The 26,389-nt window shown below is 71.5% G+C and carries 24 protein-coding genes; 6 read left to right on the forward strand and 18 right to left on the reverse strand.

Annotation, left to right across the window (positions count from 1 at the left end; translation table 11 throughout):
• Window positions 1–83 precede the first annotated feature (83 nt).
• Complete coding sequence (locus Q1B24_RS06120; RefSeq protein WP_299924798.1) at window positions 84–809, reverse strand: TIGR03936 family radical SAM-associated protein; 726 nt, start codon at window positions 807–809, stop codon at window positions 84–86.
• A 73-nt stretch (window positions 810–882) separates the two neighbouring features.
• Here Q1B24_RS06120 and Q1B24_RS06125 point away from each other — a divergent pair, with 73 nt between their 5' ends.
• Genes Q1B24_RS06125 through Q1B24_RS06140 form a run of 4 tightly spaced genes read left to right on the forward strand, consistent with a single transcriptional unit; the run spans window position 883 to window position 4,913 of the window.
• Complete coding sequence (locus Q1B24_RS06125; RefSeq protein ID WP_299924801.1) at window positions 883–2,796, forward strand: hypothetical protein; 1,914 nt, start codon at window positions 883–885, stop codon at window positions 2,794–2,796.
• A gap of 10 nt (window positions 2,797–2,806) precedes the next feature.
• A complete protein-coding gene (locus Q1B24_RS06130; RefSeq protein WP_299924804.1) occupies window positions 2,807–3,655 on the forward strand; it encodes a glycosyltransferase family 2 protein in 849 nt (282 codons plus the stop codon).
• Complete coding sequence (locus Q1B24_RS06135) at window positions 3,652–4,026, forward strand: DUF2304 domain-containing protein (RefSeq protein ID WP_299924808.1); 375 nt, start codon at window positions 3,652–3,654, stop codon at window positions 4,024–4,026. The genes Q1B24_RS06130 and Q1B24_RS06135 overlap by 4 nt, the downstream gene beginning before the upstream one ends.
• Window positions 4,023–4,913: a glycosyltransferase gene (locus tag Q1B24_RS06140; RefSeq protein ID WP_299924811.1), complete on the forward strand. Its 891-nt coding sequence runs from the start codon at window positions 4,023–4,025 to the stop codon at window positions 4,911–4,913. Before Q1B24_RS06135 ends, Q1B24_RS06140 begins: the two co-directional genes overlap by 4 nt.
• Here the strand turns inward: Q1B24_RS06140 and Q1B24_RS06145 are convergent.
• Together Q1B24_RS06145 and Q1B24_RS06150 are read right to left on the reverse strand one after the other, a co-directional pair.
• Entirely contained in the window at window positions 4,903–5,748 is an 846-nt protein-coding gene (locus Q1B24_RS06145) for a glycosyltransferase (protein ID WP_299924814.1), read from the reverse strand. The two genes, Q1B24_RS06140 and Q1B24_RS06145, sit on opposite strands and share 11 nt — an antisense overlap.
• On the reverse strand, window positions 5,675–6,970 hold the full coding sequence (locus tag Q1B24_RS06150; protein WP_299924817.1) for a hypothetical protein: 1,296 nt from the start codon (window positions 6,968–6,970) through the stop codon (window positions 5,675–5,677). Before Q1B24_RS06150 ends, Q1B24_RS06145 begins: the two co-directional genes overlap by 74 nt.
• Before the next feature lie 22 nt (window positions 6,971–6,992).
• On the opposite strand from Q1B24_RS06150, the gene Q1B24_RS06155 reads away from it, so the two are divergent.
• Complete coding sequence (locus tag Q1B24_RS06155) at window positions 6,993–7,865, forward strand: glycosyltransferase (protein ID WP_299924820.1); 873 nt, start codon at window positions 6,993–6,995, stop codon at window positions 7,863–7,865.
• A 26-nt stretch (window positions 7,866–7,891) separates the two neighbouring features.
• Here Q1B24_RS06155 and Q1B24_RS06160 read toward each other — a convergent pair whose 3' ends face one another.
• From Q1B24_RS06160 to Q1B24_RS06230, 15 genes are all read right to left on the reverse strand, one after another.
• Window positions 7,892–8,581, reverse strand: coding sequence for a class I SAM-dependent methyltransferase (locus tag Q1B24_RS06160; protein WP_299924823.1), 690 nt, complete (start codon window positions 8,579–8,581; stop codon window positions 7,892–7,894).
• 9 nt (window positions 8,582–8,590) lie between these two features.
• Window positions 8,591–10,243 (reverse strand): glycosyltransferase, encoded by a 1,653-nt coding sequence (locus tag Q1B24_RS06165; protein ID WP_299924826.1) that lies wholly within the window; start codon window positions 10,241–10,243, stop codon window positions 8,591–8,593.
• The gene (locus tag Q1B24_RS06170) at window positions 10,240–10,716 is read right to left on the reverse strand and encodes a hypothetical protein (RefSeq protein ID WP_299924829.1); all 477 of its coding nucleotides are present in this window, start codon (window positions 10,714–10,716) and stop codon (window positions 10,240–10,242) included. Before Q1B24_RS06170 ends, Q1B24_RS06165 begins: the two co-directional genes overlap by 4 nt.
• Before the next feature lie 91 nt (window positions 10,717–10,807).
• Window positions 10,808–11,503: a hypothetical protein gene (locus tag Q1B24_RS06175; RefSeq protein WP_299924832.1), complete on the reverse strand. Its 696-nt coding sequence runs from the start codon at window positions 11,501–11,503 to the stop codon at window positions 10,808–10,810.
• A complete protein-coding gene (locus Q1B24_RS06180) occupies window positions 11,500–12,339 on the reverse strand; it encodes a hypothetical protein (RefSeq protein WP_299924835.1) in 840 nt (279 codons plus the stop codon). Before Q1B24_RS06180 ends, Q1B24_RS06175 begins: the two co-directional genes overlap by 4 nt.
• Window positions 12,340–12,375: 36 nt before the next feature.
• Window positions 12,376–14,349: a TIGR03960 family B12-binding radical SAM protein gene (locus Q1B24_RS06185; RefSeq protein WP_299924838.1), complete on the reverse strand. Its 1,974-nt coding sequence runs from the start codon at window positions 14,347–14,349 to the stop codon at window positions 12,376–12,378.
• 123 nt (window positions 14,350–14,472) lie between these two features.
• Window positions 14,473–15,660, reverse strand: a complete 1,188-nt coding sequence (gene rodA / locus Q1B24_RS06190) for a rod shape-determining protein RodA (protein ID WP_299924841.1) — start codon at window positions 15,658–15,660, stop codon at window positions 14,473–14,475.
• 5 nt (window positions 15,661–15,665) lie between these two features.
• Window positions 15,666–17,801: a penicillin-binding protein 2 gene (gene mrdA / locus Q1B24_RS06195; protein ID WP_299924844.1), complete on the reverse strand. Its 2,136-nt coding sequence runs from the start codon at window positions 17,799–17,801 to the stop codon at window positions 15,666–15,668.
• Window positions 17,798–18,310, reverse strand: coding sequence for a rod shape-determining protein MreD (gene mreD / locus Q1B24_RS06200; RefSeq protein ID WP_299924848.1), 513 nt, complete (start codon window positions 18,308–18,310; stop codon window positions 17,798–17,800). The genes mrdA and mreD overlap by 4 nt, the downstream gene beginning before the upstream one ends.
• Complete coding sequence (gene mreC, locus Q1B24_RS06205) at window positions 18,307–19,245, reverse strand: rod shape-determining protein MreC (RefSeq protein ID WP_299924851.1); 939 nt, start codon at window positions 19,243–19,245, stop codon at window positions 18,307–18,309. The genes mreD and mreC overlap by 4 nt, the downstream gene beginning before the upstream one ends.
• Window positions 19,245–20,288: a rod shape-determining protein gene (locus Q1B24_RS06210; protein ID WP_299924854.1), complete on the reverse strand. Its 1,044-nt coding sequence runs from the start codon at window positions 20,286–20,288 to the stop codon at window positions 19,245–19,247. The genes mreC and Q1B24_RS06210 overlap by 1 nt, the downstream gene beginning before the upstream one ends.
• Before the next feature lie 116 nt (window positions 20,289–20,404).
• On the reverse strand, window positions 20,405–20,833 hold the full coding sequence (ndk, locus tag Q1B24_RS06215) for a nucleoside-diphosphate kinase (protein WP_299924857.1): 429 nt from the start codon (window positions 20,831–20,833) through the stop codon (window positions 20,405–20,407).
• 22 nt (window positions 20,834–20,855) lie between these two features.
• A complete protein-coding gene (locus tag Q1B24_RS06220) occupies window positions 20,856–21,257 on the reverse strand; it encodes a DUF4233 domain-containing protein (RefSeq protein WP_299924860.1) in 402 nt (133 codons plus the stop codon).
• A complete protein-coding gene (locus tag Q1B24_RS06225) occupies window positions 21,254–22,636 on the reverse strand; it encodes a folylpolyglutamate synthase/dihydrofolate synthase family protein (RefSeq protein WP_299924863.1) in 1,383 nt (460 codons plus the stop codon). Before Q1B24_RS06225 ends, Q1B24_RS06220 begins: the two co-directional genes overlap by 4 nt.
• Before the next feature lie 12 nt (window positions 22,637–22,648).
• Window positions 22,649–23,614 (reverse strand): GNAT family N-acetyltransferase, encoded by a 966-nt coding sequence (locus Q1B24_RS06230; RefSeq protein ID WP_299924866.1) that lies wholly within the window; start codon window positions 23,612–23,614, stop codon window positions 22,649–22,651.
• Window positions 23,615–23,691: 77 nt separating this feature from the next.
• Here Q1B24_RS06230 and valS point away from each other — a divergent pair, with 77 nt between their 5' ends.
• Window positions 23,692–26,355: a valine--tRNA ligase gene (gene valS, locus Q1B24_RS06235; RefSeq protein ID WP_299924869.1), complete on the forward strand. Its 2,664-nt coding sequence runs from the start codon at window positions 23,692–23,694 to the stop codon at window positions 26,353–26,355.
• The last annotated feature ends 34 nt before the right edge of the window (window positions 26,356–26,389 follow it).

Raw genomic sequence — 26,389 nt, forward strand, 5'->3', positions numbered from 1 at the left:
AGAACGTCGTCGGCTCGACGGATCCCGACGGTTGGACGGGGCGTCGAACGTGGCGAGTATCGCACATCGACGTGCGACGGGCCTTATGCGCGAGGAGCCAGCGGGTCGCCGACCTCGTCCCCTCCGAGCAGCGGCCCTTGGGCCAGGCGCGTCATCAACGGCGCCTCACCCGCACCGAGGCCGGCCACGGTCTCCAGCCCGCGGAGCACGTCGTCGGGGCGCACGGCGGGCGTCCCGTGCCGCAGCACGACTTCGAGTGCGGTACGACTGCCAGCCTCATCGCCGGGCAGCACGACGAGCGCGACGACGGCACCGCGCGCGTCGAACTCGCGCATCCCCTTCTTGGTCATCCGCTCGACGGGAGCCTCGTCAGCCGCAAGGAACCTCTCGACCGCGTCCATGACGGACTCCCGGTCGGCGTCGATCTCGATGCGCCACCGGCTCGCCTCCAGCAGGTCGGCGAGCGAGCCCCCGGGAGACTCCACCACCTCGATCACGTCGAGACCGGGAGGTAGGGCCTCGTCGAGCATCGCGTGGACGTCGGTGGGTACGACCACCTCCGCGAGGGCGAGCTCGAGGTACTCCGCCTCGCTCGCCGAGCCCGTCGGTGCCGCACCGGCGTACGAGATCCGCGGGTGCGGGTTGAAACCGGACGAGTACGCCATCGGCACCCGCGCGCGGAACACCGCACGTTCGAAGGCGCGGCTGAAGTCGCGATGACTGGTGAACCGCAGCCGTCCGCGCTTCGCGTAGCGGACGCGGAGTCGTTGGACCGGCGGGGCTTGCTGCTCGGGCTGCTGCTGGGGCACGGCGCAACGGTAGATGACCCGTATAGTGCGGCCGGTCCCACCGGCGAGCTGGAAGGTATTCGACGTGCGTCCTGTGCGCGAAAGACTGCGCGACGCGCGCTGGCCGGTCATCCTTCCGATCCTGGTCTACGCGGTCCTCGCGCTCACCGGCACGAACTACTCGAGCATCGGCATCGACCAGTTGCGCGAGACACCCGGCGAGCACGACGGCATCATGCTGGGTACGCCACTGACGGTGCGGTCCGACGAGTGGGCGACGAGCACGCCGGCGCTGCTGCGCGTGCTGGCCACCGGGGCGACCGACGACCTCAACCCGCTGACGGCCGACGACGAATTCCTGAACTCCTTGCCCAGCGGCCCCGTGAGTACCGTCGTCCTCCTCGACCGCTCGCTCCTGCAGCTCGGCCCGTGGCTCCCCGACCACGTGCTCTACTCCGCCACGCTGTGGCTGCCGCTCCTGCTGCTGGCGCTGAGCACACCTGCCTGGTTCGCCCGGATCACCGGGAGCAGCCGGATCGGCTGGTTCGCTTTCGCGCTCCTCGTCCTCTGCCCATTGGTGGCGTGGTGGTCGTTCGGCCCTCTCGCCACCCTTGGGCCCCTCTTCGCGGGCTGCGTCGCGCTGCTCAAGGCGCACGAGGCCGCGCTCGGTGGACGCCGTCTGGTCATGGCTGGTTGGACCATCGGATCGGCCCTCCTGCTCGCGCGGACCCTGTACGGCTACCAGCCATGGAGCGTGGTCCTGGGAAGCTCGGTGCTGGCAGCCACGGTCGCCTTCCTCCTCGTCCCGCAGGAGGGCCGTCGGCGCGCCGTGGGGGTGGTCGCCGCCGCGGGGGCTGCGACCCTCGCGGCACTCGGGGCGGTGCTGGTCGAGAACCGCGCCACTCTCGCCGTCCTCGCGGAGACGGTCTACCCCGGGCAGCGCCGCGCAGATGGGCTGCCCAGCCCGCTGCAGGACATCTTCGCGGCCCCGGCGCTGAGCGTGCTCCAGGACAACCCCGGGATCAACGGCTCCAACGCCAGCGAGATCTCGTCGTCCTTCGGTGTCGCCCTGGTGTGGTTCGCCGTTCTGACCGCGGCCATGTGGCGACCGGCGCCACCGGCCCACCGGTCCGCCGTCATCGTGCTCGGAGCGGCAACCGCTCTCTGGTTCGCATGGTCCACCCTCGCGCTCGGCACCCTCGCGAGCTCGGTGCCGCTGCTGAGCATGGTCCCGCAGGCGCGCGCCGCCGATGTGGTGGGCATGTTGGGCGTGGTCCTCGTGTGCCTGGTCATCCCGCTACTCCCCGACCTGGGCTCGCGGCGGCTCGCGGTCGTGGCCGGCGTGGCGACCGGAGCCACCACGGCGTACGCGGCGTCCCTCCTACGCCTCGTCAGCATCCCCACCCTGTCGCTGACCACGATCTACCTCTCCTCAGCTGTCGTGGCCCTGGCCGTCTTCGCCGTGACGCTCCGGCCCCGCCGCCCCCACGGCTACGTCGTCGCCGTCGTCGGTGCAGCTCTCCTCGTGTGGAACGTCAACCCTCTGCTGGTGGGGCTTGCCGACCTGCGGGGCAGCACCGTCGCCGACGACCTGCTCGCCGACGCCCCCGCGATCCGCGCCGACGGCGAGGTGTGGGCCACCGATGCGTACGCCGTCGACAGCCTGCTCGCGGCCACCGGCGTGCCGAGCCTGTCGGGCCGGCAGCTCGCCGGCCCCGACACCGAGGCCTGGGAGGCAATGGTCCCCGACGCGGACCAGGCCCTGTGGAACCGCGGCGGCGCCTTCGTCTGGTTCCAGTGGGTCGACAAGCCCGGGATTGCGGTGTCCAACCCGAGCGCCGACGTCATCGTGGTGCAGGCATCACCGTGCACCCTCGCCGAGCGCGTTCCTGCGGTGCGCACCATCGTCGCCACCCGCGACCTCGACCTGCCGTGCCTGCGCGAGACCGACCGCTTCGACTGGGGCGGCTCGTCGCGCGTCCTCTACGAGATCCGGGTGGGGCGATAGCATGCGTCCCATGCCAGCCGCCTGGGTGTCGGGCCGCCGTGTCCTCGTCATCGTGCCCGCGTGGAACGAGCAGGCCTCCATCGGCACCACCGTCAGCGAGATCCGGGCCTGCGTGCCCGAGGCGGATCTCCTCGTCGTCGACGACGGGTCGTCCGACCACACCCGCCAACGTGCCGCAGAAGCAGGCGCCACGGTGTGCAGCCTCCCCTACAACCTCGGCGTGGGCGGCGCCATGCGCGCGGGCTACCGATTCGCGCTGCGCAACGACTACGACATCGCGGTGCAGATCGACGCCGATGGCCAGCACGACCCGCGCTACGTGCCCACGCTCGTGGACCGTCTGTCGGAGGCAGACGTCGTGATCGGCGCACGCTTCGCAACGGCTGACGACCCGTACAAGGTGCGCGGACCACGACGATGGGCCATGGTGCTGCTGGCTACCGTCCTCTCCCGTCTGGCCCACACCCGCCTCACCGACGTCACGTCGGGCTTTCGCGTCAGCAACAGACGCGCCATCTCGCTGTTCGCGCGGCACTACCCGGCCGAGTACCTCGGCGACACCGTGGAGTCACTCGTGATCGGGGCTCGCGCCGGGTGCGTCATACGTCAGGAGCCGGTCGTCATGCGGCCCCGCATGGCCGGGCGTGCCTCCCACTCCCCTGTCAAGGCCGCTGTCTACCTGCTGCGGGCCGTCTTCGCACTGTTCCTCGCGCTGGTGCGCGACTGGCCGGCCCAGCTCGACGACTCGGCCGGTGCCTCCACTGCGCCGACGCCCCAGCCGTCCGCCACCAGCGAACCACCGCGCGCGCGCGGTGTGACCGCGCCCGAAGATCGCGCGACCGAACAGGTCGAGCCATGAGCGGCGTCAGCATCCTCGGGATCGTCGGTTCGCTCGTGATCCTCCTGTCCCTCTTCGAGATGCTCCGACGGCACCGGCTGCGGGAGAAGTACGCTCTGATCTGGGGCATCGTGGCCCTCGGGGCCCTGACCGTCGCCGCGTTCCCGAGCCTGCTGGCCTGGGCCACCACAGCGATCGGCCTCCAGGTCCCGGCCAACCTGCTGTTCTTCGTCGCCTCGTTGGTGATCATGGTGCTGACGCTCCAGCACAGCTCCGAGCTCGGTCGTCTGGAGGAACGCACCCGCACCCTCGCCGAGGACGTCGCCCTGCTCCAGGTCGAGCTCGAGCGTCGCCCGCTCCTGGAGAAGGAGTCGGGCGAGGAGAGCGCATGAGTGAGGACCTCCAGGTGTTCGTCCCGTTCTGGGGCGACCCGGGGCTGCTCTACACCACCGTCGAGAGCGTTCGTGCGCAGACGGACCACAGGTGGACCCTGACGATCGTCGACGATTGCTACCCCGACCCCGGGGTCGCTCGCCACTTCGCCCTGGAGGACGACCCTCGCATCACCTACCTCCGCAACGAGACCAATCTCGGGATCGCGGACAACTTCGAGAAGTGCCGTCGGTTGGCCACGCACGACCTGGTGATGTTCCTCGGCTGCGACGACCTCCTGCACCCCGACTTCGTGGCCCGTGCGAGAGAGCTCATGGCGACGTACCCCGACGCCGCGATACTGCAGATGGGCGTGCAGGTGATCGACGAGTCCGGGGCGGTCGCGGCGCCGCTCGGCGACCGGATCAAGGCCATGCTGCGTCCTCGCTCGAGGCCTACCCGCCTGTTGTCAGGTGAGGACCTGGCGGTCAGCCTGCTGCGAGGCAACTGGCTCTACTGGCCATCGCTCGTCTTCCGGCGCTCGTGGTTGGTCGACCGCCCGTTTCGTGCGGATCTGCCGATCGTCCTCGACCTCGCCCTCATCCTGGACATCGTGCGCGACGGCGGAGCACTGGTCCTGGACTCACGCAAGGCCTTCTCCTACCGACGTCACGCGGAGAGCCTGTCATCGGCCGCCGCTCTCGACGGGTCGCGGTTCGAGGACGATCGCCGCTACTTCCGAGAGGTGGGCGCCGACCTCGCGGCGATCGGCTGGTCTCGTGCGGCACGTGCCGCACGACGCCGGTGGACCTCCCGGCTCCACGGGCTGACTCTCCTGCCCCAGGCGCTGCGCGGGCCACAGCGGCGACGCTCCGTGCACCACATCTGGACCCACGTCACCGGTTGAGCAACGAACGCCGCTGGCGTCGAGAGATCTCCACGACACTGCGGAGCAGCATCACACGCGAGCGCACAGCAGGAACCACACCCCGGGGTCGGTCGGGGGTCTCGTTGGAGTCGTGCACACGGCGCAGCACGACCACGTCGTCGACGTGTGCCGTGCTGCGCCGCAGGTTGCCGACGAGGGCCAGCCAGAGGTCGTGCGACTCGACCAGGAACGACGGAAAGGGCAACGCGGTATCGAGGGCCGCGCGCCGCATGCCCATCGCGCACCCGTAGTAGGGGCGCATGCCGGCCAGGACGCCGCCCACGTTGCAGGCGTGCCGGGTCGAGTCGCTGGCGCGGAGCACCCAACCCTCGGCGCCGAACGGCGAGCTGAGCGGTCGGCCCGAGCCGAGGAGAGCCACATTGCCCGCCACGACGTCCGCGCGCTCGAGGCCGACGACCAGGGCATCGACACGGCCCTCCGGCCACAAGTCGTCCTGGTCGGCCAGCAGGAGCAGGTCGTGCCGACAGGCCAGCAGCGCCTGCTCGAACGTCGCCACGTAACCCCGGTTGACCGGCGACTCGACCAGCCGGATCCGGTCGTCGGCGAGGGATCGCAGGACGCCGAGGGTGTCGTCGGTCGAGGCGTCGTCGACGACGACCAGCTCGTCCTCGGGACCGAGCTGGGCGAGAATGCTGTCCACCTGTTCCGCCACGAAGGCAGCGCCGTTGTAGGTAGCCATCGCCACCGAGACAGGCGGCCGCCCCTGGTCTGCCCCGCGGTCACACGCCGACACGGATGCGCCCCCCGTGCCGTCTGCGGTTGCGTGCGCCGCCGTGCACCAGCGCGACGACATGGACGACGAGACCCACCGCCGGACCGCAGAGGAGCGCCGTCACGCTGCGCTGCTCGAGGGTGCCCGGCAGCAGCAGCACAACGGCGGTCGTGACGGTCGCCGCGACCCACCCCCCGAGGAAGACGGCGTGGCGATCCGTGGCCTGACAGGTGGCACCGGTCACGGTGAGGACTGCGAGGAGCGTGGCTGAGAGGGTCAGGAGCCCGAGCACCCAGCCGTCGACGCGGTAGTCAGCGCCGAACAGGGTCTCCATCAGCCACGGGCCGATCGCCCAGGCCAAGAGGCTCCCGACGACACCCACCGCGATGAGGACGCCGATGACGAAGACGAGCGCCCGCCCGAACCGCTGACCGGCGTGCACGAGGTAGGACACCGCGACACCCTGGACGGCGTTGAGAGGCACGAGCAGCGGGGCTCGCGTCAGGGAGACGGCCAGGATCAGTGGGGCGGCGTTGCGGTACTCAGACGGCACGGTGGTCGCGGCCAGCATGACCGGGAACCCGACGATGAGGGCAGCGGCCGACGCCTGCGCCAGCATCGACTGGGCGATGCGCCAGCCGAGGGCACGCCCGGAGCAGTCGGTGGCCGTGGCCATGGCCGGACGGATCCCGCGAGCCAGGACCAGCACCACGAACACTGCCAACGCTGCCGATGCCGACCCGGTGAGCATGCCGAGGAGCCCCGCTCCCAGCACCGCGGCGACGACCGTCAGCACCAGGCGGGCCGATGCCTCGGACGCGATCACCGCGGCACATCCCGACCACTGGCGCCGTCCCGTGAGTGCACCGACCGCGGTGGAGTGGAACGCGTACCCGGCGACTCCCAGGCCCATCAGCAGGGCCACGCCCCAGGCGAGACCGGTCCCGGCATCGGGACCCAGCAGGCGCTCGCTCCCGATCACGACGAAGGTCACCACTGCGGCGGAGCACACCGTCGCCGCTACGGCGGAGACCCGCCACAGACTCGGACCGACCGCCCGGGCGTCGCGCAGCGCGGCCGCGGTGGACCGGGTGACCTCGGTTGCGAGGCCCGAGAGGAGTCCGTAGGAGAAGAACAGGACGGACAGGAGCGTCAGGAAGACGGTGGCATCCGCCGTCGAGAGCACGCGGGCAGCCAGCCACATGACCACGTAGCTCACAGCTGCGGATCCCCCGGCGGCGAGCGCCACCAACACGGCGCTGCGGCCCCGCTCGCGGCCTGCCGCCACGTCCTTGCGCTCCATCACCACCTACTCTAGTCCGGACATGACGCCCCCCGACCGCGTGGCTGCCGTGGTGACCGCCTATCAGCCCGACGCCTCCCTGGTGACAGCCCTCCGCTCGGTCGCGCATCAGGTCACGCAGGTAGTGGTCGTCGACGACGGGTCGACAGCGGGCGACGCCGTCCTCGAGGAGTGCGCGGCGCTGGGCGCGCACGTCGTACGGCACGTCAGCAACCGCGGCATCGGCGCCGCGCTCAACACCGGCGTGCGCGAGGCGCGCCGGGCCGACCCCACCCTGACCCACGTGCTCACCCTCGACCAGGACTCGGCGCTGCCCGACGGCCTGGTGGCCGGGCTGGTCGCGGCCGAGCGGGCCGCCGTCGACGCTGGCCTGCGGGTCGCGATGACCTCACCCGGGGCAGTCGCGACGGTCACCCGTCGTCGCGCCGACACCACGGCGGCCTTCGCGCCGGGTGGGGAGCCGATCCAGTCGGGTCTGCTGCTACCGGTCACGACGCTCGACCTCGTCGGGGGCTTCGACGAGTCGCTGGTGATCGACGGCGTCGACAGCGACTACTGGCTGCGTGCCCTGGACTCCGGACTCGAGGCCATCGTGGCGCCCGGCACCACGCTCGCGCACCGCCTGGGCCACCCGCTGACGCTGCCCGGTGGCCGTGAGCTGCCGCTGGTCGTTGCCAGCGAGTTCCGCTACTTCTACCAGTGGCGCAACCTCGTGCGCCTCGTACGCCGCCACGGTCGGCGTCACCCGCGGTGGGCCGCCGGTGCGGTCGTTCGAGCCGTGCGCCACCTCGTCCTCGTGACGCTCTTCGCGTCCGGGCGCGCCGGACGGCTCCGCCGGGCCGCGGCCGGTCTGCGTGCGGGTCTCAGCGGTCGCCAGGAGCGGAACACGGCCTGAGGCTGACCACCCACGGGTCGGTGCCGTCAGGCCGGACGCGCCCGGAAGGCGAAGGCGAGGTAGGAGAGGTCGCCGATCATTTTGGCGACCACCTTGGACGTCCGGGGCAGGCGCGCGTTGCCCATGGCGACGACCGGGAAGAACGTGTCGACCTCATAGCCCGACGACTCGAAGAGGTCGTGGGCGCTGGAGCGAGTGAAGAAGCGCAGGTGCGTGCGGTCGAGAAGTCCTGAGTCGGCGTAGTCGAAGCGGCCGCGGAAGGTGAGGTCGAGGAGGAATGGCAGGTGGCGGACGTTGGGCAGCTCCCCGACGATGACCCCACCCGGGGCAAGCCGTTCCTTCGTGACCCGCAGTGCGTTCCACGGGTCGACCATGTGCTCGAGCACGTGGTTGAAGCTGACGCAGTCGAACACACCCGGGACCTCGTCAAGGACATCCGGGTAGAACCCGTTGACCACGCCTGTGAGGCGGCGGGCAGCTGCCTGGGCATCGAGGTCATGCGGCTCGATCCCCCACACCTCGCGGCCGCTCTCGCGCGCGAGGACCTCGCCGCCGAAGGTGCCGTCGTTGCACCCCACATCGAGGATCCGGCGGGCCGACGCGGGTATCAGCTCGGCGACGTAGCCCCGGGTCTCGGACCAGTAGGGCGAGTCCGTTCCGGCAAATGCCTCCGTCACACCCTTGTTGGCGTCCGGCCCCTTTACGAAGTCCCCCATGGCCGCACCCTAACGGGTGGTCTTCGGGCGGCGCTTCTCACGTACCCGCGGCGGGGCCGCGATCCGGCTGTCGAGCAGCCGGTGCGGATCCATCATCGGCGAGGCCACCGACGCCGGCGTGAAGACGTCCTCGTCGGGGATGCCCCAACGGCGTACGACGAAGTGGCGCTCCCACGCCTGCACAGTGCCGTCGCGCGTCTGCGACTCGAAGTGGAACAGCTCACAGTTGGCCACCCAGACGGTGCGGTAGCCGTGGTGGTTCACCTTGTAGCAGAAGTCGACGTCGTTGAAGTTGGACGGCAGCGCCTCGGTGAAGCCGCCGATGCCGAGGAAGACCTCGCGGCGGGTCGCGGCGCATGCCGCGGTCACCCCGGTGACCTCCCGGTTGACCACGAGCTCGCCGAACGGCCCCGAGTCCTCCCGCGTGCGGAAGCGGAACGGGTGGTGGTAGTGCTGGCCCCAGTAGCCGTGACCGGCATGCTGGATGGAGCTGTCGCTGAAGTAGAGCTTGGCGCCGGTCAGCCCGACGTCGGGCTCGTCCAAGGGCCCCACGAGGTTCTCCAGCCACCGTTCGCTGATGACCTCCACGTCGTCGTTGAGGAACACCAGCCGGTCCCCCGTGGCCCGCATGGCCCCGACGTTGCACTTCTCGGAGAAGTTGAACGGCTTCGTGAACTCCTGGAGCACCAGCTTGTCGCCGGCGATCTCACGCAGGCGGTCGAGCACCGCTGCGGGCGTGGGCGAGTCGTGCACCACCACGATCTCGACGTTGTCGTGGTCGGTGCGGGCCAGAGCCGAGCGCACCGTCTCCTCCACCAGCACCCGACGCTCGCCGAAGACGAGCGCCGCGCTGCCGAGCGTGGGAATGATGATCGAGACCCGGGTCGCCGGGTCCAGCTCCCGCTGGATCACGTAGCGGCCCGCCTCGCTGCCCTGTCCCACACGGCCCTTGATGCCGAGCCGGTCGAGCTGGTCCTGCACCGCTCGCTGCCCGGCGATGGTGGCGTAGGGCTTGGCGTCGATGTCGGCGGCCGCCGACCCGGCGATGGCCCGCCAGTGGTAGAGCACCTCTGGCACGTGAACCACCCGGCGGGCCCGCTCGCTCACCCGGAGGGCCAGGTCGTGGTCCTGGGACCCGTCGTAGCCCTCGCGAAAGGCGCCCACCTCCCGCACGAGCGAAGCGCGCATCACCGACAGGTGGGAGGTGTACATCTGCCCACGCAGCCGCTCGGGCGACCACCGGGGCTTGCGGAACTCCGAGTGCAGATTGCCGTCCGCGTCCGCCTTGTCCTCGTCGGAGTAGAGGTAGTCGACGTCGTCGTGGTCGGCGATGTGGTGCGCCATCTCGTCGAGGGCGTCGACCGTCAGCAGGTCGTCGTGGTCCAGGAAGGCGAGGAACTCCCCGCGTGCCGCGTCGACCCCGTCGTTGGACGCCTTGACGATGTGGCCGTTGTCGGCGCGCTCGACCAGACGGATGCGAGGGTCGGTGGTGGCGTGCTCGCGGATGAAGTCGCGCACCTCCGGAGAGGGCGAGCAGTCGTCGACCAGCACCCACTCCCAGTCGGTGAACTCCTGGGCCACGACCGACGCGAACGTCTCGCGGAAGACCTCGAGCGGGGGCTGGTACACGGGCGTGACGATCGAGAAGAGCGGGGCGCTCATCGGCCCGATCTCCGCAGCCGACGAACGACCCGGCGTGCGAGGGAGGGCGGGGGGATGCTCGCCTCGAGCTCCGCGACCCGGCGGGTGAGTGCGGCGTTGCGCCTGCGCGCGGCCACCAACTTGGCCTCCAACCCGTCGATCCGCTTGGCCTGGGCGGCCTTTCGCGTGCGCAACCGCTTCTCCCGGCCCTGGAGGCGGCGCAGGTCTGCGCTGACGCGGAGGATGTCGGCGTTCTGACGCCCGATCTCCGCCTCGATCCCCACGACGTGGTCGCGGTTGAGCAGCTGAGCGTGGCGGGCCTCGAGCACCTCGTCCTCGAGCTCCCGGTTCCGAGCGGCCATCACGGCGAGCTGCTCGCGGAGGTCTGCGTCGAGCTCGGTCCCGTGACCATCCCCGTTCATGTCGTGGTGGCGGCTGCTGCCGTCGCTGCTCACGACCGTGCCGGCGTCATGGCCCTGGTGATCGTCGCCCATCGTTTCCCGTCCCGTGTGCTGTCCTGCGTCGGCGCCTGAGGTTACCGCAGCGGTGGGGTTCTCCCCGGCCCCACCGGCGCCATCTGACTTCTCACGACGGGACGATGCCCCTCCTGCCCGCCCAGGAGCCGTGCTCGGAGATCGCCCGGAACCGGTAGGTCGCGAACTCGTGGTGGAAGTCGCGACGGTCGCGCTCGGCCATCGCCGCGGCGTGGCGGGACGGGTCGGGCACGGCCGAGCGGCCCTGCACCATGTCCTCCATCTCCTGCACGGTCCGCCAGACCGAGAAGGTGGAGATGGTGCGCGGCGGCCGCAGGGCGGCGACGGCGAGCGTCACGCCCGGGTGGTCGCGCACCAGTCGTTCGACCGGCCTGCCGCTGCGCAGGAACCGCGGCAGCTCGGGGATCCGCATCCGCGCCAGCGTCACCGCCACGACGGGCTCGTCCTGCCGCCAGGCGCCGGCCCGCGCGGGCAGCCCGGGGAGGGCGGCGATGCTCGACCAGCGACGCAGGAACTCGAGCCGGACGTGCCAGCCCCCGGCAAGCTCGCGCCCCAGCGCGTCCCGGGCCAGGAAGCGCTCGAGCGCCGCCTCGTCGCGCCACTGCCCGAAGACAGCGAGCCGGCTGACCTGCAGGCGGTCCGGTGACACGACGGGGGCGCCGAGCCGCATCAGCGAGAGGCACTCGAGGTGGTCGAGGCCGGGCGTCGAGCCGCCCGGCGGCCGGACGAGCGCCCGCACGCCCACGTTCCTCGGCACCTCGGCGAGGTGGAAGGAGTGGATCGTCACGACGCCGACTCGAGCTTGTAGTGCAGGCGGACGGCCGACGCCGTCCGGAGGCGCAGCTCGTGGTCGGTCCGCAGCACCCCGTCGGCATCGACGTAGAGGTGGAAGGTCTCGTGCAGCGGGACGCGCGCGGCGTGGGCACGACGGTCGCGGACGACGACGTACGCCCCGTCCTGGCCGAAGCGGCCCGTCGGGGACTCCAGGAGCAGGCCGCCGTCGGCGGTGACGGTGGGGCGGAGGAACACCTGCACGTTGCCCGACTCGAGCGGGAACGCGACGTGGACGCTCGGGCGGTCGGCGCCGGGCAGCGTGCGCGCTGAGTAGGCGCCGCTGAAGACCGGCCGACCGGTGCCGCGCAGGGTGCGGGTCCAGGCGGCCGCGACCTGGTCGCCGTCGCGGTCCCGGATCGGGGTGACCCGGCTGTCCATGCCGCGGGCGACGTCGAGCGGCCGCATGGGCAGGGCGAGCTGCTCCACCCGCCGCCCCCACAGCCGGGAGACCAGCTCCCCCGCCGGCCAGAACACCGGCGACCAGGACGACCAGACCTCCATGTGCCACGACGCGGTGCGCTCGTAGAAGTCGCGGACCTCCGGTCGCAGGCGGGCGGAGTCGAAGCCCGGTCCGTCGAGCACCGCCATGGAGGGCAGCAGTCCGGCGTCCGGCTCATCACCGCCCAGCACGCCTCCGTGCCGGGCGGCCTCGGCCGCGAGCCAGTCCTCGCCGACGCGAGGCTCCCGGCTCACCGGTGCGTCCAGCCACCGCTCGCGACCCTCGAGGTCGACCCGGCGACCCGTCAGCTGCCAGAACTTCCGGGACCCGAGGTCCAGCACGTGTGGCACGAGGCGGATCATGCCAGCGTCCGCGCGGTCGCGGGGTCAGACCACGCTGAGCGGGAGCAGCTTCTGGCCCGTCGGGCCGACCTGGATCTCGGTGCCCATCTCGGGGCAGACGCCGCAGTCGTAGCACGGCGTCCAGCGGCAGTCCTCGATCTCGATGTCGGCGCCGTCGGCGGTCGCGAGGGCGTCCTCCCAGTCACCCCACAGCCAGTCCTTGTCGAGGCCGGAGTCGAGGTGCTCCCACGGCAGCACCTCGTCGTAGTCGCGCTCGCGGGTGGTGTACCAGTCGACGTCGACTCCGGTGCCGGCGAGCGCCTTCTCTGCCGAGGACATCCAGCGGTCGTAGGAGAAGTGCTCGCTCCAGCCGTCGAAGCGGCCCCCGTCGCGCCAGACCTCCTCGATGACCCGGCCGACGCGCCGGTCGCCGCGGGACAGCAGTCCCTCGACGATGCCGGGCTTGCCGTCGTGGTAGCGGAAGCCGATCGCGCGGGCGTACTTCTTGTCGTCGCGCACGACGTCGCGCAGCTTCTTCAGCCGGTCGTCGGTGGTCTCGTGGTCGAGCTGCGCGGCCCACTGGAACGGCGTGTGCGGCTTGGGGACGAACCCGCCGATCGACACCGTGCAGCGGATGTCGTTGCGCCCGGTGACCTCGCGCCCCTTGGCGATCACGCGCCTGGCGAGGTCGGCGACCTGCAGCACGTCCTCGTCGGTCTCGGTGGGCAGGCCGACCATGAAGTAGAGCTTCACCTGGCGCCAGCCGTGGGAGTACGCCGCTGCGACGGTGCGGATCAGGTCGTCCTCGCTCACCATCTTGTTGATCACCTTGCGCATCCGCTCCGAGCCGCCCTCGGGGGCGAAGGTCAGGCCCGAGCGACGGCCGTTGCGGGAGAACTCGTTGGCGAGGGTGATGTTGAAGGCGTCGACACGCGTGCTGGGCAGCGACAGCGAGACGTTGGAGCCCTCGTAGCGGTCGGCGAGGCCCTTGGCGACGTCACCGATCTCGGTGTGGTCGGCACTGGACAGCGACAGCAGGCCGACCTCCTCGAAGCCCGTCTTGCGGATGCCGTTCTCGACCATGTCACCGATGGTCTCGATGGACCGCTCGCGGACCGGGCGGGTGATCATCCCGGCCTGGCAGAAGCGGCAGCCGCGCGTGCAGCCGCGGAAGATCTCGACGGAGAAGCGCTCGTGGACGGTCTCGGCGAGCGGGACCAGCGGGTTGGCCGGGTAGGGCCACTGGTCGAGGTCCATCAGCGTGTGCTTGCGGACCCGGAACGGGATGCCGGGCCGGTTGGGCACGACGGCCTCGATCGAGCCGTCGGCGGCGTAGGCCACGTCGTAGAACCGCGGGACGTAGATGTTGCCCGTGACCGCGAGCCGGCGCAGCAGCTCCTCGCGACCGCCGGGGCGGTCCTCGGCCTTCCACTCGCGTACGACGTCGGAGATGGCGAGCACGACCTCCTCGCCGTCGCCGAGCACGGCGGCGTCGACGAAGTCGGCGATCGGCTCGGGGTTGAACGCGGCGTGACCGCCGGCGATCACGACCGGGTCGTCCTCGCCGCGGTCGACCGCGTGGAGCGGGATCCCGGCCAGGTCGAGGGCGTTGAGCATGTTGGTGTAGCCGAGCTCGGTGGAGAAGCTCAGGCCGAAGAGGTCGAAGGCGCCGACGGGGCGGTGGCTGTCGACGGTGAACTGCGGGATCGGTCCCTGCGCGTCACCCTCGCGCATCACCTGCTCCATGTCGGGCCACACCGAGTAGGTGCGCTCGGCGAGGATCCAGTCACGCTCGTTGAGCACCTCGTAGAGGATCTGGACGCCCTGGTTGGGCAGGCCCACCTCGTAGGCGTCGGGGTACATCAGGGCCCACCGGACCGTCGGACCACCAGTGTCCGACGCCTCCGCGCAGTCCCAGTCCTTGACGACGGAGTTGAGCTCGCCGCCGACGTACTGGATGGGCTTCTGCACCGACGGAAGCCTCGCCTCCAGGCGCGGGAAGACCGACGCGACGGACATGACAGACACCTCGACAGCACTAGGAACCAGGGACGGGCGGGCACAACGGCCGCGCCGACCCTCAAGGTTACGTCCCGGTCGGTGGTGCGGCCTACTCAACGGCCCCTACTCAACGGCCCCTGCTCATCGACCCAGCGGGCCCGCCGACCTCAGGTGGATGTTCTGCAGCAGCCCGAGCGCCAGCATCCCGGCGAACAGCGAGCTGCCGCCGTAGGACACGAACGGGAGCGGCACGCCGGTGACGGGCATGATGCCGAGGCACATGCCGATGTTCTGGAACGCCTGGAACCCCCACCAGCAGGCGATGCCGGCGGCCGCGACGCGGCCGAAGAGGTCGCCGGCCTGGGCGGAGATCACGAGCGCGCGCCAGATCACGACGGCCACGAGCAGGATCAGCACACCCGCGCCCACGAGCCCGAGCTCCTCACCGGCGACGGTGAAGATGAAGTCGGTGTGCTGCTCGGGCACGAAGCCCGAGCGGGTCTGCGAGCCGTCGAAGAGCCCCTGTCCGAACAGGCCGCCGTTGCCGACCGCGATGCGTGCCTGCTCGGTGTTGTAGCCGGCGCCGCGTGGGTCGAGCCCGGGGTTGGTGAACGCCAGGAAGCGATCGACCTGGTAGGGCTTGAGCACCCCCATCGACACCGCCGCGACGGCGCCGCCGACCGCGCCGACGGTCAGGCCTGCGAGCCACAGGCGGCCTGCGCCGGCCACCGCGAGCACGCCGAAGACCGTCGCGGAGAGCACCAGCATGGTGCCGAGGTCGGGCTGGAGCAGGATCAGCGCCGCGGGCACCCCGGCGATCACGAGCATGACGACGACCTCGAGGCTGCCGACGCGCCTGCCCCACCGTCGTTCGGTGCGCTCGGCCACGACGAGCGCCATCCCGATCACCACGGCGAGCTTGGCGAACTCAGCCGGCTGGATCGACATCCCGCCGAGCTGGATCCATGACCGCGACCCGTTGATCGTGCTGCCGGCCACGAGCACCATGACCAGTCCGCCGACGCTGGCGAGGTAGGCCAGCGGGGCGAGGATCCGCACCCAGCGGTGGTCGGTGGCGAGGACGGCGACCATCAGCACCAGGCCGATCGCGACGTTGACCAGCTGCTTGCGCAGGTAGGCGTGGGGGTCGCCGCCGGTCAGGTCGGCGCGGGTCGAGGTGGCCGACCAGACGAGCAGGGTGCCGAGGACGACGAGCGCCAGCGCGGCCAGCATCAGCAGCCAGTCGAGCCCCGGGGCGCGCAGGCTCGACGCCGCGCGCAGGGGCCGGGCGGCGGGACGGCCGGTGGGCCGGGTGGACAGGACGGTCATCGGAGCTACCCCCCCGCCTTGTCGGGGACGGGCGGCATGATCGACCCGTCCTCGAGGAACTGCGGCAGCCTGGCGGGCGGCACGGTGCCCGGGATCGCGGCGCGTGCGGGACGCACGGTCTCGCCCTCGATGCCGTACAGCGCCTCCCAGATCGCGCGGATGCCCTCACCGGTCGACCCCGAGCCGGTGCCGCCCTGGCTGATCATCATCACCACGACGTAGTCCTTGGAGTAGGACGCGACCCAGCCGGTCGACTGCTTGCCGTAGACCTCCGCTGAGCCGGTCTTGGCGCGGATGGTGACGTCGTCGATCGGGAAGCCGACGAGCTTCCAGGCCATCGTGCCGACGCGGGAGACGTTCTCCAGGGCCCCGTCGATGTAGTCGAGGTACTTCTTCGGCACGTCGACCTTCGCGACCTTCCTCGGCGCGATGCGGCGCAGCACCTTGCCCTCGGGGCTGACGATCGCCTTGGCGACGGTGGGCGCCCAGAGGGTGCCGCCGTTGCTGAGGGCGGCGTAGCCGCGGGCGAGCTGCAGCGGCGTGACGATCGTGTCGCCCTGGCCGATGGAGAAGTTCACGGCGTCGCCGGCACGGTAGAGGTTGCCCTCGAGGCAGAACTCGCGCGCGAACTTGTAGACGAAGTCGCTGGTGTCCTCGGTCTGCGGCTTGTCGCTGAGCTCGCAGTAGTAGTCCTTCTGCGACTCGTAGTAGGCCTGCTTCCAGCGGCGGTCGGCGATCCGGCCGGGCGCCTCACCGGGCAGGTCGATGCCGGTGCGCGAGCCGAAGCCGAACTCCTTGGCCTCCTCGACCAGCGGGTCCTTGGCGTCGATGTCGGCCGGGTCGCTGCCGAAGCGCTGCCAGAAGTCGTAGCCGATGCGGTAGAAGAAGGTGTTGCAGGAGACCTCCAGCGCCTTGGCGAAGCCGATGCTGCCGTAGGCGCCGGACTCGTAGTTCTTGAACACCCGGTTGCCGACCTGGAAGCCCGACGAGCACGGCAGCGTGGTGTCCATCGAGTAGCCGTTGGTCAGGGCGCCGGCCGTCATGAACGGCTTCCAGGTCGACCCGGGGGCGAACTGGCCCTGGGTGGCGCGCGAGAGCAGCGGCGTGCCGGCCTTCTCGGAGTAGAGCCGCCTCAGCTGCTCCTCGCTGATGCCGCCGGTCCACACGTCGGGGTCGTACGTCGGCTGGCTCGCCATCGCGATGACCCGGCCGGTCTTCGCGTCGAGGACGACGGCGGCGCCCGAGTCGGCGACGTACTTGCGGCCGGTCACCGTGTCGAGCTGCGTGCGCTGGAAGGCGATCCGCTGGGCGAGCTGGCGCTCGACGACCGACTGCACCTTCGCGTCGATCGAGGTGACGAGCGTGTCGCCGGGGATGCTCTCCACGAGGGAGTCGTCGCCCAGCACGCGGCCCATCGAGTCGACCGCCACGCGGCGGTAGCCGGGCAGGCCGCGCAACCACTCGTCGTACTGCTTCTCCACGCCGGCGCGGCCGACGACCGAGGCGCCGTTGAGGGAGCGGTCGTCGCGCTCGGCGGCGAGGTCGTACTCGTCCTCGGTGACGGGGCTGAGGTAGCCCAGCACGTGGGCGAGGTTGATGCCGAAGGGTCGTGGGTAGGAGCGGACGTTCTGCTGCTCGGCGAGGACGCCGGGGTAGTCCTCCGGCTGCTCGAGCACCTGCAGGGCGACGCTCTTGGGGACGTCGGTCGCGACCGGGACGGGCTGGTAGGGCGAGCCGTTCCAGCAGACGTCGCGGACGCTGCCGGGGTCGCCGCAGGTCACGAGGCGGGCCTCGACGTCCTCGGCCTCGACGCCGACGACTACCGAGACACGCCGGACCAGCTCGGTGCGCTGACCCTCCCCCAGCTTGCCGAGGAGGGTGCGGTCCATCGAGATGACCCACGAGGTGCGGTTGGCCACCAGGGGCCGGCCCTGGTTGTCGACGATGAGCCCGCGTTGGGGCTGGACGACGATGTCGCGCACGGACTGGTCGGCAGCCTGCGCCTGGTAGGACTCGCCGCCGATGACCTGGAGGTAGTAGAGCCGGACGAACAGGGTGGCGAAGAGCGAGAAGACGAGTGCCTGCACGACCACCAGGCGCAGGCGGCTGCGGTCGCCCCTGGCCCGGGTGGCAGGCCTCACGAGGCGGCCCACTGCGGGCTGAGCCTGGCGAAGAGCTTCATCAGCGGCGGGAGCACGAACGGGGTGAGCAGCACGTCCCAGGCGACGGCGACCAGGACGACCTCGAGGAGGCCCGCGACCGACATGGCGGGGTCCTGGAGCAGCACCCCCGACAGCGCGAACAGCGAGCTCGCCGCGAACGACGCCGCGGCGACGGTGCCGACCACGGCGAGGGCGGTCGGCTTCTGGTCCTGGCGCACGCGGGCGGCGAGGAACGCCGCGATCGTCAGGGCGAGCGCCCAGCGGCCCGCCACGTGGTCGGCCGGCGGAGCCAGGTCGAGGGTGAGGCCGGCCGTGAACCCGAGGACCAGCGCGAACGGCGCCTCGACGGTCAGCGCGGCCGCGACCACGACGAGCAGGCAGAGGTTGGGCACGATGCCGTGCCACGCGACATGGGGGAACAGCGTGACCTGCACGACGAGCGCGACGACGATGGCAGCGAGGGCCGCCACCCAGCGGAGATAGCTCACCTGAGGCTCCCGTCCGCCTCGATCACCGCGCGGTCGCTGCGGGAGCCGCTCGGCACCATGACGCCGACGACGTCGAGGGCGGAGAAGTCCACGAAGGGCTTCACCACCGCACGCTGGGAGGCCTCGCGCAGCGAGCTGTAGACCTCGGTGATGGTGCCGATCGGCACGCCCGGGGCGTAGGGACCCGTTGTGCTGCCCCACGTCACCACGGTGTCGTCGCGCGCGGGCACCGACGCGTCGTCGACGAGGCGCAGGTCGAGGCCCGCCTCCTGGTCGAGCGACCCGCTGCCGGTGACGAACCCGATCTCCATGCTCGACCCGACACGGCCGCCGACGGTCGAGTCGGGGTCGATGACGAGCAGCACGGTGGCGGTCGTGCGGGTGACCCGCAGGACCCGGCCCACGAGGCCGTCGTTGTTGACGACCGTCATGTCGGGGCCGACGCCGGCCTCCGAGCCGGCGTCGATGGTGACCGTGAAGCTCTGTGACTGCCGCGACCCGAGCGCGACCACGCGCGCCGGGACCAGGGCGGATCCCAGGTCCTCCGCGGCCGTGGTGAGTCCGTCGTACTGCTCGAGGCGGTTGCGGTCGAAGCCCGCCAGGTCGATCCGGCCCTTGAGCTCGGCGTTGCTGGCCTCGAGGTCACGCACCTGGTCGGCGAGGTCGCCCTTGCTGCGGAACCACGTGGGGACGGCGGTGAACGGCCGCACGGCCGCGGCGACGCCGGCCTCGGCCGGACCGAACGCCTCGCCCACCGCGCGCCGCGCCGGCTCGATCGGCGAGCTGCCGCCGCCGGAGACGTCGAGCGTGATCAGCGTGACGCTGGCCAGGACGAGCGCCAGCAGCAGCGAGCGCGGCGGACGGTTGCGCGACTCGAGCCGGTCGAGCCCGGTCCAGCGGCGCTCGCGACCCTCGTGCCCCCCGAAGGCCCCCATCAGAAGCGCCTCGGGTCGGACACCAGGACCTGCTGGAGCGCCTCGAACTCCTCCACGCACTTGCCGGCGCCGTAGGCCACCGAGGACAGCGGGTCCTCCGCGACGTGGACGGGCATGCCGGTCTCATGGCGCAGTCGCTCGTCGAGGCCGCGCAGCATCGCGCCGCCGCCGGTGAGGACGATGCCGCGGTCCATGATGTCGCCGGCCAGCTCGGGCGGCGTCTGGTCGAGGGTGGTGCGGACGGCGTCGATGATGCTGTGCAGCGGCTCCTCGAGCGCCTGGCGCAGCTCGGAGCTGGACACGACCACGGTGCGGGGCAGGCCGGAGACCATGTCACGACCGCGGATCTCGGCGTCGGGCTCGGTGGGCAGCGGGAAGGCGGAGCCGAGGGTCATCTTCATCTCCTCGGCGGTGCGCTCCCCGAGCATGAGGGAGTACTCCTTCTTCATCCAGGCGATGATCGCCTGGTCGAGGTCGTCGCCGGCGGTGCGCACCGACAGGCTCGTGACGATCCCGCCCAGGCTGATGACGGCGACCTCGGTGGTGCCGCCGCCCACGTCGACGACCATGTTGCCGGTGGCCTCGTGGACGGGCAGCCCGGCACCGATCGCGGCCGCCATCGGCTCCTCGACGATGTAGACCTTGCGGGCGCCGGCCTGGTAGCCGGCCTCCTTGACCGCGCGCTGCTCCACGGCCGTGATGCCGCTCGGCACGCAGATCACCATGCGGGGCTTGGCGAAGTAGCGGCGCCGGTGCACCTGGTGGATGAAGTAGCGCAGCATCTGCTCGGTCGCCTCGAAGTCGGCGATCACGCCGTCCTTGAGCGGGCGGATGGCCGCGATGCTGTCGGGAGTGCGACCGATCATCCGCTTGGCCTCGTGGCCGACCGCGAGCACCTCGCCGGTGGTGGTGTTCATCGCGACGACCGAGGGCTCGTCGAGCACGACGCCCCGGCCACGGACGTAGACGAGCGTGTTGGCGGTGCCGAGGTCGACGGCCATGTCACGGCCGATGAAGCCCCCAGTAGTGCTGTTCAGTGCCATGCCGCTGCTGCCCCTGCAGGTCGGGTCGTACTCGGGAAGAGGAGTCGGCGAGTCGCCGACCCACGCTCAGGTTAAGGAGCGGGACCGGGTCTTCCCGGGAGGACACGCGGCGGGCGTCAGGCCAGGTCGCTGAACCAGATACCGATCTCGCGGGCCGCGGACTGCTCGGAGTCCGAGCCGTGCACGAGGTTCTGCTGGACGGCGAGGCCCCAGTCGCGGCCGAGGTCGCCGCGGATGGTGCCCGGGGCGGCGACGGTCGGGTCGGTGGCGCCGGCGAGCGAGCGGAAGCCCTCGATGCAGCGCTCCCCCTCGATGACGACGGCCAGCACCGGGCCCGACAGCATGAACTCGACGAGCGGGCCGTAGAACGGCTTGCCCTCGTGCTCGGCGTAGTGCTCGGCGAGGATCTCGGGGGTCGCGGTGCGCAGCTCGACGGCCGCGAGCGTGTAGCCCTTGGCCTCGATCCGGCGGAGGACCTCGCCCGAGAGGCCGCGGCGCACGCCGTCGGGCTTGACGAGGACGAGGGAACGCTGGACGGTGCTCATGCGGGCAGCGTAGCGAGGAGGCTCAGGGCTGCTCTGAGCGGTACGCCGCCCACGCAGCGGCGCGCTCCCGCTCGATCTTGCGGCCGAGCAGGTCCGCGGCGGTCCAGAGAGTGGCGAAGACGGCCCCGAGGCCGAACATCACGGGGATGACGAAGCCCAGGCCGATGGCCGCGACCTGCACGACGTAGCCGGCGAGGTAGGCCCACTCGGCCCGCAGCATGCCGGCCAGCAGCAGGCACACGATCGCGAGACCGAGCCCGACGGCCACGGCGGTGCCGGCCGGGACGTCGGCGATCGTGATCATGACGGGCGTCGTCAGGCCGAGCGTGATCGCCTCGAGGCTCAGGACGGCGGCGGCCATCCCGCGCCGGGGCGAGCGCTCGGTGTTGCTGGGCACCTGGTCGGTGGGCACCTGGTCGCTCATCGCCGTCCCTTGAGCAGGGAGCGGGCCTCGCCCACGGTGACGACCGACCCGGTGACCAGCACCGCACCGGCACCGATCGAGACGTCGATGGTCTCCTGGGCCTCGGCCAGGGTCGCGGCCCGCTCGATCGCGTCGGCCAGGTCCGGCACGACGCTGACGCGGTCCTCCCCGAAGATCTCGGCGGCGGCGCGCCCGAGGGCCGCGGCCGAGAGCGAGCGCGGGGTGGAGTTCTGGGTGCAGACCACGTGCGCGAGGTGGGGCTCGAACGCCGCCAGCAGGCCGTCGTGGTCCTTGTCCTCCATCACGCCCAGCACCCCGACCAGCGGGCTGAAGGAGAAGGAGTCCTCGAGTGCGGCTCCGACGGCCTCCGCCCCGTGCGGGTTGTGCGCGGCGTCGAGCAGGATCGTCGGGCTGCGGCGGATGATCTCGAGCCGGCCCGGCGAGGTGACCTCGGCGAACGCCGCGCGCACCACCTCGTCGTCGAGGGCTTCCGACCCGGCGAACGCCTCGACCGCGGCGAGCGCCACAGCGGCGTTCTGCGCCTGGTGGGCGCCGTAGAGCGGCAGGAAGACGTCGTCGTAGTGGCCGCGCAGGCCCTGCAGCGAGATGACCTGGCCGCCGACGGCGGGGGTGCGGGCGACGACACCGAACTCCATGCCCTCGCGCACGATCGTCGCACCGGCCTCGGCCGCGCGCTCGAGGAGCACGGCAGCGACCTCCGGCGTCTGCTCGGCCAGGACGGCGACCGAGCCGGGCTTGATGATCCCGGCCTTCTCGGCTGCGATGGTCACCGCGTCCTCGCCGAGGTACTTGGCGTGGTCGACCGCGACCGGCAGCACCACCGCGACGTCGGCGTCGATCACGTTGGTGGCGTCCCAGCTGCCGCCCATGCCGACCTCGACCACGGCCACGTCCACCGGGGCGTCGGCGAACGCGGCGTAGGCCATCGCGACGATCGTCTCGAAGAAGCTCAGTGGGTGGTCCTGCTCGGCGTCGACGAGGTGGGTGTAGGGGGCGACGTCGTTGAAGGCGCGGACGAACGCCTCGTCGTCGAGGGGCTCCCCGTCGACGCTGATCCGCTCGCTCATCCGCTCGAGGTGCGGGGAGGTGAAGCGTCCGGTGCGCAGGTCGAGGGCGCGCAACAGCGTCTCGATCATCCGGCTGGTGCTCGTCTTGCCGTTGGTGCCGGTGAGGTGGATCGAGCGGAAGGAGCGCTGCGGCTCGCCGAGCAGCTCGGTGAAGGCCTCGATCCGGTCGAGGCTGGGCTCCAGCCTGGTCTCTGGCCAGCGCGACAGCAGCGCGTCCTCGACCTCGTCGTAGGTCTCGGCGAGGCGGGGGGCGTCGGCGGCGTCGGGGGCCGTGTCGTGGGGGTCAGTCATCGCCCCTCGAGTCTATTGACCTCCGCCACCGGGTGACGACTCGTCACCGGGCACCCGGACGACGTGCTCGGCCATGTCCACCGTCGGCTCGTAGCCCAGCGCCGCGTAGATCTTGTTGGACGTCGGGTTGGCGAGGTCGGTGAACAGGCACATCCGGTGGCCCGCCTCGAGTCCGCGCCGCGTCAGCTCGCCGACGACGTACGACGCGATGCCGCGGCCGCGGAGCTCGCGCGGCGTGAAGACCGGGCCGATGCGGGAGACGCCGTAGGACGGCAGTCCGGCGCCCGTCAGGTGGGCGACCGTGCCGTCGGGCAGCTCCCACAACCACTCGACGCCCTCCCTGATCCGGACGAGCACGCTGTCGAGGGTGTTGTGCTCACCGGCCGCGGGGTCGGGCTCGCGCCCGGCCTGCTCGTCGGCCTCCTCGTGGAAGGCGGTGAACCACGCCAGCACCAGGTCGGCGTCGTCCTCGGTCGCAAGCCGCATCCGCCCCTCGGGCGCGGGCGGCACGACGACCGAGGTGGCCTCCCACAGCCGGGTCGCCTTGTCGGCGACCACCGCGCCGCCGGCCAGCTCGGCCGTGGCGCGGGCCAGCACCTCGGCACCGGGCAGGGCGCCGTTGGCGCCGCCCAGGAGCTCCCCGCGCTCGTGGAGGGCGGTGGCGAGCATGCGGGCGGCGGCGTCCGGCATGGGCATCGAGAAGGACGGGTGCGGCGGGAAGGGAGCGGTCCGCATGGTCGCGCTCACGGCGCGTCCACCGGCGTCGCGGACCACCACCCACCAGCGCTCGAACGGCGCACCGACCTCCGCCCACGAACCGCGACCGGCCGCCACCTCCCGCGCCGTCCGCTGGGTGACGCTGGCGATCACGCTGCCCACCACCGGGTCGGCGGCGAGCACGTCGCCGGCCGCGTCGAGGAAGGGCTGGGGGTGGTCGAAGAACTCGAGGGTGAACGCGCCATCGGTCGGGAGATCCATGCCGTCACGCTAGGGGTCGGTGGATGCGCGTCGATACTCGTTTTCACAGGCCGGAGGCCCGTCAATAGACTCGGCGCATGACTGACAACCCCAGCACCCAGGCCCCGGACACTGGTCCGACGACAGCGAGCACCGACCAGCGTGCCGTCGTCGTACCGGAGCGTCCGGCGCTCGAGGGTCTGGAGGACAAGTGGTCCCGGGCGTGGGCCGACAACGACACCTACGCCTTCGACCGCACCCAGCCGCGGGAGAACGTCTACTCGATCGACACTCCCCCGCCGACCGTCAGCGGCTCGCTGCACGTCGGCCACGTCTACTCCTACAGCCACACCGACCTCATCGCGCGCTACCAGCGCATGCAGGGCAAGGCCGTCTTCTACCCGATCGGCTGGGACGACAACGGCCTGCCGACCGAGCGCCGCGTGCAGAACTACTTCGGTGTCCGCTGCGACCCGACGCTGCCCTACGACCCCGACTTCACGCCGCCGGAGAAGCCCGACGCCAAGAAGCAGGTCCCGGTCAGCCGGCCCAACTTCATCGAGCTGTGCGAGCAGCTCGTCGTCGAGGACGAGAAGGCCTTCGAGGCGCTGTGGCGCCAGCTCGGGCTCTCGGTCCAGTGGAACCCGACCTACACGACGATCGGCGACCACTCGCGCACCGTCAGCCAGCGCGCCTTCCTGCGCAACTTCGCCCGCGGCGAGGCCTACCTCTCCGAGGCGCCGACCCTGTGGGACGTCACGTTCCAGACCGCCGTCGCGCAGGCCGAGCTCGAGGCGCGCGACTACCCGGGCGCCTACCACCGCGTCGCCTTCCACACGGTGCCGACCGACGGGGGGGCCGGCCGCCCGATCCACATCGAGACCACACGCCCCGAGCTGATCCCCAGCGTCGTCGCCCTCATCGCGCACCCCGACGACGAGCGCTACCAGGACCTCTTCGGCACCACGGTCACCTCACCGGTCTTCGGTGTCGAGATCCCGGTCCTGGCCCACCACGCGGCCGAGCCCGACAAGGGCGCCGGCATCGCGATGTGCTGCACCTTCGGCGACCTCACCGACGTGATGTGGTGGCGCGAGCTCAGCCTCCCCGTCCGCACCGTCGTCGGTCGCGACGGGCGGCTGCTCCGCGAGACGCCCGAGTGGCTCAGTGCTGGTTCGGGTGGGGCCGAGGGCGCTGCGACGGCGTACGCCGAGATGGCCGGCAAGACCACCTTCAGCGCCCGCGAGGCGATGGTCGCGCTGCTGCGCGAGTCGGGCGACCTCGACGGCGAGCCGAAGCCGACCCAACGCATGGCGAACTTCTACGAGAAGGGCGACAAGCCGCTCGAGATCGTCGCGACCCGCCAGTGGTACATCAAGAACGGTGGCAAGGACGCGGCGCTGCGCAAGGAGATGCTCGTCCGCGGCGAGGAGATCACCTGGATCCCCACGCACATGAAGCACCGCTACGACAACTGGGTCGGCGGCCTCAACGGCGACTGGCTGATCTCGCGCCAGCGGTTCTTCGGGATCCCCTTCCCGGTCTGGTACCCCCTCGGCGCCGACGGCGAGCCCGACCACGACCACCCGCTGATGCCGAGCGAGGACCAGCTGCCGGTCGACCCGTCGACGCAGGTGCCGGAGGGCTACACCGAGGACCAGCGCGGCAAGCCGGGCGGGTTCGTCGGCGACCCCGACGTCATGGACACGTGGGCGACGTCGTCGCTCACGCCCCAGATCGCGGGCGGGTGGGAGGTCGACGACGACCTGTTCTCCCGGGTCTTCCCCTACGACCTGGCCACCCAGGCGCACGACATCATCCGCACCTGGCTGTTCTCCCGCGTCGTCCGCGCCGACTTCGAGCACCAGGTCGTGCCGTGGTCGCACGCGATGATCTCCGGCTTCATCGTCGACCCGGACCGCAAGAAGATGTCGAAGTCCAAGGGCAACGTCGTGGTCCCGACCGACATCCTGGACAAGTACGGCGCCGACGCCGTCCGCTGGCGCGCCGCGATCGGCCGGCCCGGCCTCGACTCGCCCTTCGACGAGTCGCAGATGAAGGTCGGCCGCCGCCTGGCGATGAAGGTCCTCAACGCCTCGAAGTTCGTCCTCGGCAACGTCGGCGCCACCGGGCTCAGCCCGGCCGTCGTCAGCGCCCCGGTCGACTGCGCCCTGCTGGGCCGGCTCGAGGTGGTCGTCCGCAGGGCGACCGAGGCCTTCGACGCCTACGACTACACGACCGCGCTCGAGGTCACCGAGAAGTTCTTCTGGGAGTTCTGCGACGACTACCTCGAGCTGGTCAAGGAGCGGGCGTACGACGCCGAGGGAGGCGCCGGCACGGACTCCGCGCGCGCCACGCTCGCCATCGCGCTCCACGTCCAGCTGCGGCTGCTCGCGCCGTTCCTGCCCTACGCCACCGAGGAGGTCTGGTCGTGGTGGCAGGACGGCTCCATCCACCACGCCGCCTGGCCCACCGCGGCCGACCTCGGCTCGGCCGCTGCGTCCCAGCCGCTGGTGCTCGACGGCGTGGCCGCCGCCCTGACCGGCATCCGCGGCGCCAAGTCGCAGGCCAAGGCCAAGATGCGTGCCCCGCTCGCCCGCGTGGAGATCACTGGTCCGGCCTCGCTGGTGGAGGCCGCGCAGCAGGCGCAGGACGACCTCCGCGCCGTCGGCACCATCGTCGGCGACCTGGACTTCGTCACCGACGAGTCCGCCACCGAGCTGCGGGTGACCGCCGCCGAGCTGGCGCCCACCGAGGCCTGAGACAGCCGAACCCCCTCACCCGCCGTACGACACG

It is taken from the genome of uncultured Nocardioides sp. (genome assembly GCF_947488025.1).
Lineage (GTDB): Bacteria > Actinomycetota > Actinomycetes > Propionibacteriales > Nocardioidaceae > Nocardioides.